Annotated in this window: 6 protein-coding genes and 1 pseudogene; 6 read left to right on the forward strand and 1 reads right to left on the reverse strand. The window is 63.5% G+C overall.

What is annotated here, in order from left to right; genetic code table 11:
* The 5 genes from EN925_RS17395 to EN925_RS17415 form a co-directional block, all read left to right on the forward strand.
* The coding region (locus tag EN925_RS17395) for a LysM peptidoglycan-binding domain-containing protein (RefSeq protein WP_128336744.1) at positions 1-496 on the forward strand (496 nt) is incomplete at its 5' end.
* A gap of 235 nt (positions 497-731) precedes the next feature.
* A complete protein-coding gene (gene hemH / locus EN925_RS17400) occupies positions 732-1,796 on the forward strand; it encodes a ferrochelatase (RefSeq protein ID WP_027161401.1) in 1,065 nt (354 codons plus the stop codon).
* Between the two features lie 154 nt (positions 1,797-1,950).
* Positions 1,951-3,162 carry an FAD-binding oxidoreductase gene (locus EN925_RS17405; RefSeq protein WP_127385189.1) on the forward strand — a complete coding sequence of 404 codons (1,212 nt, stop codon included), beginning with the start codon at positions 1,951-1,953 and terminating at the stop codon, positions 3,160-3,162.
* A 119-nt stretch (positions 3,163-3,281) separates the two neighbouring features.
* The gene (locus EN925_RS17410; protein ID WP_013529726.1) at positions 3,282-4,232 is read left to right on the forward strand and encodes an SPFH domain-containing protein; all 951 of its coding nucleotides are present in this window, start codon (positions 3,282-3,284) and stop codon (positions 4,230-4,232) included.
* An 11-nt stretch (positions 4,233-4,243) separates the two neighbouring features.
* Positions 4,244-4,708, forward strand: coding sequence for an NfeD family protein (locus tag EN925_RS17415; RefSeq protein WP_013529725.1), 465 nt, complete (start codon positions 4,244-4,246; stop codon positions 4,706-4,708).
* Between the two features lie 4 nt (positions 4,709-4,712).
* Here the strand turns inward: EN925_RS17415 and EN925_RS17420 are convergent, their stop codons facing one another.
* Complete coding sequence (locus EN925_RS17420) at positions 4,713-5,714, reverse strand: KpsF/GutQ family sugar-phosphate isomerase (RefSeq protein WP_128336746.1); 1,002 nt, start codon at positions 5,712-5,714, stop codon at positions 4,713-4,715.
* Between the two features lie 236 nt (positions 5,715-5,950).
* Here EN925_RS17420 and EN925_RS17425 point away from each other — a divergent pair.
* Positions 5,951-6,713 (forward strand): annotated as a pseudogene (locus EN925_RS17425) (outer membrane beta-barrel protein); the annotation flags it as partial.

Genomic DNA, 6,713 nt, shown 5'->3' on the forward strand with positions numbered 1-6,713 from the left:
GGTGGTTGCCGACTATCTCGGCGCCCACCGGCCCTACACGCCGAAGCTCGACGGCCGCATCACCGAAATAGCCGCGACCGTCGCCGCGGCGCCTGCGGCCCCGGCAAGCGATCCGGCCAAGCCAGCCGAAGCAGCCCCGGCCACCCCGGCGCCCGCACCGGCTGAAGCCGCCAAGCCTGCCGAAGCGGCACCGGCAATGCCTGAATTGCCGGCCAACTCGGGCGATATCGCCAACACACCACCGGCCATATCGACGGAAGGAGCACCTCCCCCGCCAGCGCAACCAGCCGCGCCGGCACCGGCCGAGCCGGCAAAGCCTGCTGAGGCCGCGCCAGCGGAAGCCAGCCATGTCATCGTTGCCGGCGACACCTATTGGGATCTGGCCAAGAAAGCCTATGGCGACGGCGCCAGGTGGAAGGTCATTTCGGGCGCCAACAAGGGCTACGAACCCCGCCGGCTTCCTGTCGGCGCAACCCTGACCATCCCGCCGAAATAGCTCGCTTATATGCCTGAATGACACCGCCCGTCCGAAAACCGGACGGGCGTCCTGTTTTCGGGCTAATGCATGTCGCTCAAAAGTGACCTCGGTTTTGGGAGAACGACATGCATAAAAACAAAGACTTAAAGCGGGCCGTCTGAATCCATTCGGACAATCCGCTTTAAGGTGCGGCCAGACGCTGCATTGAATGCGCGCGCAAGATGGTTAGGTTCGCGTCTCCCGGAGAACCCTTATGACGCTTCCCACCCCTGCCGATCCCAAGGTCGCAAAAGCGCTCGGCCCGTTGCCCGCTGGGCATCCGCCGGTCAAGGCGGGCAAGATCGGCGTCATGCTGGTCAATCTGGGCACGCCCGATGGCACCGATTTCAAGCCGATGTGGCGGTATCTGCGTGAATTCCTGTCCGATCCGCGCGTCATCGAGCTCAACAGGGCGATCTGGTATCCGATCCTCTATGGACTTGTGCTCACCACGCGCCCCAAGAAGTCCGGCGCCAATTACGCCCGGATCTGGAACCGGGAAAAGAACGAGTCGCCGCTGCGCACCTACACCCGTGCCCAGGCCGAAAAGCTGGCCGAAGCGCTGCGCGACCTGCCTGATGTCGTCGTCGACTGGGCGATGCGCTACGGCAATCCTTCGACTGCAAGCATTGCCCAGCGTCTGGCCGACCAGGGCTGCGATCGCATTCTTTCGTTTCCGCTCTATCCGCAATATTCGGCGACGACCACGGCAACAGCCAACGACCAGCTGTTTCGCGCGCTGATGAAGATGCGCCGCGCGCCGGCCGTCCGCAGCGTGCCGCCCTACTATGACGAGCCGGTCTATATCGAGGCGCTGGCGCGTTCGATCGAACGGCATCTGGCGACGCTGGATTTCGAGCCGGAGGTGGTCATCACCTCCTATCACGGCATTCCAAAACCCTATTTCGAGAAGGGCGATCCCTATCATTGCCACTGCCAGAAGACGACGCGGCTGTTGCGCGAACGGCTCGGCTGGGATGACAAGAAACTGATCATCACCTTCCAGTCGCGCTTCGGCGCGCAGGAATGGCTGCAACCCTATACCGACAAGACGGTGGAGAAACTCGCACAGGACGGCGTCAAGTCGATCGCCGTCGTCAATCCCGGCTTTTCCGTCGACTGCATCGAGACGCTGGATGAGATCGGCCGCGAGGCGGCCGAAACCTTCCACCATGCCGGCGGCAAGAATTTCGCCCATATCCCTTGCCTCAACGACAGCGCGGAGGGGATGGCGGTGATCGAGGCGATGGTGCGGCGCGAACTGTCTGGCTGGGTCTAGGAGAAATTCCAGGAAAAGTGTGAAACGGTTTTCCCGGGAAAAGCGATAGCGCTTTCCCTTGGGAATTTCGTCAACCGGAGTTAGAGCGGCTCGCCGCTCTAACTCCGGAACAACACAAGCTCCGGGGCGTTAAGGCGCGCCGCCGGAGAATGCGATGTCCCGCAAACTCGACCTCAGAACTGGCCAGCCCGTCTGGTCAGCCTATAGCGCGCCTGCGGTGCCGACGGACGGCCTGATCCGGGACGTCAAGGCAGATGTGCTGGTCGTCGGCATGGGCATCAGCGGCGCCATGATGGCCGAGGCGCTGACGGCCGATGGCCATCGGGTGATCTGTATCGACCGGCGCGGTCCGCTGAAGGGCTCGACGGCCGCAACCACCGCACTGGTGGCATTCGAAATAGACCAGCCTCTCTCCACGCTCTCGAAGATGGTCGGCAGAGCCTCGGCGCAGCAGGCCTGGCGGCGCTCGCGGCTCGCCGTCTCCAATCTCGCCGGACGCATCGCCGAACTCGGCATCAACTGTGGCCTGAGCCGGGCGCCGTCGCTCTATCTGTCTGGCACGATACTTGGTCCGTCGGAACTGCGCGACGAGGCCAAGGCACGGCGGCTAGCCGGCATCGCCGCGACCTATCTGACGCCGGCGCCGCTGGCGGAGACATTCGGCATCGACCGCGAAGGCGCCATTCTCAGCCACGGCAACATCGCGCTCGACCCGCGTAAGCTGACGGCTGGGCTGCTGCTGAAATCCCTTCAGCGCAAGGCTCGCTTCTACGCCCCCGTCGAAGCGACAGTGATCGAGGATAGCGCCGAAGCTGTTGTCGTCGCGACCAGGGATGGCCCGACCATAACCGCGCGACATGTTGTTCTGGCTACCGGCTACGAACTTGTGGAGATCGTGCCGGCCGCGGCCCACCGGATCATCTCGACATGGGCGATCGCAACATGCCCGCAACCGCGAAAGCTCTGGCCGGACGCAGCGTTCATCTGGGAAGCGTCGGAGCCGTATCTGTATATGCGCACGACGATCGACGGCCGGGTCATTTGCGGCGGCGAGGACGAGGATTTTGTCGACGAAGCGCGGCGCGACGAGCTGATCGCCGACAAGAGCACACGCATCGCCGAGAAGCTCGGCCTGGTATTTCCGCATCTCGACACCAGGCCCGATTTTGCCTGGACCGGTTCGTTCGGCACCACAACCACCGGCCTGCCCTATATCGGTGCCATTCCCCGCCACCCGCGCATCCATGCGGTGATGGGCTACGGCGGCAACGGCATCACCTTCTCGCAGATCGCTTCCGAGATTGTCCCGGCTTCGATCAACGGGCTGGAGGACACGGATGCAAGATTGTTTGCCTTCAACCGCTGATCGCACCCGCAAACAATCCGTCATCACCTGATTGTAACGCATCTGAAACACACTTAAGTCTTTGGTGAAGTCGGCCGCGCGAGAATGGCTTGTGCGGCCTTCGTCTGAGGGAGAGCCAAATGGATTTCAGTGGTTTCGATATTGCGGTTGGTGCACTTGCCCTTCTGGTATTGGTGCTGCTGATCAAAGGCATCAGGACAATCCCGCAAGGCTACAACTATACGGTGGAGCGCTTTGGCCGTTACACTAAGACACTGAGCCCGGGTCTCAATTTCATTTACCCGTTCATCGACCGCATCGGCGCCAAGATGAACATGATGGAGCAGGTGCTCGACGTTCCAAGCCAGGAAATCATCACTCGCGACAACGCCATTGTCGGTGTCGACGGCATCGCCTTTTTCCAGATCCTCAACGCCGCGCAGGCCGCTTACCAGGTTTCCGGCCTGCAGAATGCCATCCTCAATTTGACGATGACCAACATCCGTACCGTCATGGGTTCGATGGATCTCGATGAACTCCTGTCGAACCGCGACGCCATCAACGAGCGCCTGCTGCGCGTCGTCGATGAAGCGGCCCACCCGTGGGGCATCAAGATCACCCGCGTCGAAATCAAGGACATCAACCCGCCGGCCAACCTCATCGAATCGATGGGCCGGCAGATGACCGCGGAACGCAACAAGCGCGCCCAGATCCTTGCCGCCGAAGGCCTCAAGCAGTCGCAGATCCTCGAGGCCGAAGGCCGCAAGGAAGCCGCCTTCCGCGATGCCGAGGCGCGCGAACGTTCGGCCGAGGCGGAGGCCCGCGCCACCCAGGTGGTGTCGGAAGCGATCTCCAAAGGCGATGTGCAGGCGCTGAACTACTTCGTAGCCCAGAAATACACCGAAGCGTTGGGCAAGATCGGCACCGCGACCAACAGCAAGATCGTGCTGATGCCCTTCGAGGCATCGTCGCTGATCGGTTCGCTCGGCGGCATTGGCGAGATCGCCAAGGAAGTCTTCCGCAGCGAAGGCACGACCGGCTCGCAGAGGCAGGCCGCGCGCCCGCCGGTCGTTCGCCCAACCGACAACTGAGGTCGAAACCAATGATCGACCGCATCGTTTCCGAACTCGGCCCGTGGAACTGGATGGTTCTCGGTTTCGTCCTGCTGGTGATGGAAATCATCGCGCCGGGTATCTTCATGCTGTGGATCGGCATCGCCGCGCTGATCATCGGCGCTGTGTCGCTGCTGATCTGGGACACCGGCTTCTGGACATGGCAGGTCCAGGTCCTCGCCTTCCTGGCGCTGTCGCTGGTCTCGGCCTATGTCGGCAAGAAGCTGGTCGGCAGCCGCAACGACCCGACCGATCAGCCGCTGCTCAACCGGCGCGGCGCGCAAATGGTCGGCAGGATGGCGACACTTGCCGAACCGATCCGTGACGGGCGCGGCCGCATCAAGCTGGGCGACACACTGTGGCGTGTCTCCGGCCCTGACCTGCCGGCCGGCACGCAAGTGCGCGTGACGGGTGCGGCCGATACGGATCTGGAACTGACCGTCGAGGCGGTCTGAACGTTCAGGCGGCGCCGATACGCAGCAGATCATGCAGGTGGATGAGGCCGACTGGTTTCCGGCCCTCCACCACCATCAGGCTGGTGATGGCTGAATTGTTGATCGTCTGCAGCGCCGTTGCCACCAGCGTGTCCGGCGTCGCGGTCTTCGGACCTCTTGTCATCACCTGATCCACCGTCATCGCCAGCAGATTGCTGCCGATGTGACGGCGGATGTCGCCATCGGTGATGATGCCGACCAGCGCACCGTCGACATCGGTGATCGCGACGCAGCCAAACCCTTTGCGCGACAGTTCCAGGATCGCGTCCTGCATGCCGGTGCCCGCAACCACCAGCGGCAGCCTGTCGCCGACATGCATGATCTCGCGGATCTGCGTCAGGTTGGCGCCGAGCTGGCCGCCCGGGTGAAAGGTGCGGAAATGGTCCGGCGTGAAGCCGCGTGCTTCGAGCAGCGCGATCGCCAGCGCGTCGCCCATCACCAGTTGCAGCAGCGTCGATGTCGTTGGCGCCAGGCCGTGCGGACAGGCCTCCGGAGCGCGCGGCAAAAGCAGCACCACGTCCGCCGCCCGCGCCAGCGCCGATGTCTCTCCGGCGGTGATGGCGATCAGCGGAATGGAAAAGCGCCTGGAATAGGCGACGATGCCCATGAGTTCCTTGCTTTCGCCCGACCTCGACATGGCGATGATGGCGTCGTCCCTGGCGATCATGCCGAGATCGCCGTGGTTGGCTTCGGCGGGATGGACAAAGAAAGCCGGCGTGCCGGTCGAGGCCAGCGTCGCCGCGATCTTCGAACCGATATGGCCGCTTTTGCCGACGCCGGTGACGATGAGCCGGCCTTCAATCCCCGAGATCATCTCGACCGCCTGGGCGAAAGGCGCGGCCAGCCCATTCTCCAGCGCCTCGGCGAGGGCTGCGACACCAGCCTGTTCTGTCGCCACCGTCCTCAGCGCCGAAGCGATCGAGGCTTGCCTGTCCAAAGGCTTCTTATCCAGGGATCCCGCATGCATGGCTGATGCGATTAGCGCTTTGCCGGCGCGCTGTCCAACGGAAATGGCCCAGGCATATCGCCCGAACGTGTGCGGTGGTTCAGACGACGGCAGGCGAGAAAACGCACGCAGTATGAATCCCTTTGGAAATCAGCGCTTCAGGCAGCTGACGGGCCGCTGCCTCAACCCTCCGTTAACCATCCCCATTTACGGTTCGGTAAGTATGGCGCGCGTGCGCCGCGCAAGCAGTGGTGGCGATGTCCGGGGTCCAGCCAGAAAATTCGACGCGACGTGGGGGCAAGGCGGTCTGCGCCTTGCTGCTGGCAACCAGCATGTTTGCCTTGCTGCGCCCAACGGCGCTCCATGCCCAGGAAACCGAACTGCGCGGCGAAGTTTCGGAATCGGCGATCCTGTCCGACCAGCAGCGCAAGGCGAGACAGCTGGCCTTGGCAGCGCAGGGTCAACAGCCGGCCAACGCCGCGCAGGACAATGCGCCGGCCCGCACCTATCTGCCGGCCAGCGCCGGTGCCGTGCCTGACGACGCCGACACTGGCGACGCCACCGCGACCGGCAGCCTCTTTGACCCGCCGGCAGCCACTGACGACACGTCCGCCGACACGGCGGCGCCGCCCAAGCCTCGCCGCCGCTCATCGAGCGCCAGGCAGAATGCGGCTGACCAGGCCAAGGACAGGGCTGCCGACAAGTCGAAAAAGAAGAAGAAATCGACGGCCGACACCTCCGACATCACCGCTTCCACGACCGCCTCCACGCCGGACGCCACCGATGCTGCAGAGACCGATGCGGACACGGCCAACCGCCGCGCACTCACCATCGACAGCGCCGACAGGCAGAAGCTCGACCCAGGAGCGGAGCGTACGGACGCCATCGAAGGCCAGAAGAAGAAGCTGGAGGATGATCCGTTTGCCGCCACCGGCGTCAAATGGGGCTCCTTCGTCATCCGGCCGACGATCGAACAGGGCCTGACCGCCACCTCGAACGGCGATTCGAGCAGTGCAGGCA

Source organism: Mesorhizobium sp. M7A.F.Ca.US.006.04.2.1, assembly GCF_004022915.1.
In the GTDB taxonomy this organism is placed as follows: Bacteria; Pseudomonadota; Alphaproteobacteria; order Rhizobiales; family Rhizobiaceae; genus Mesorhizobium; species Mesorhizobium ciceri.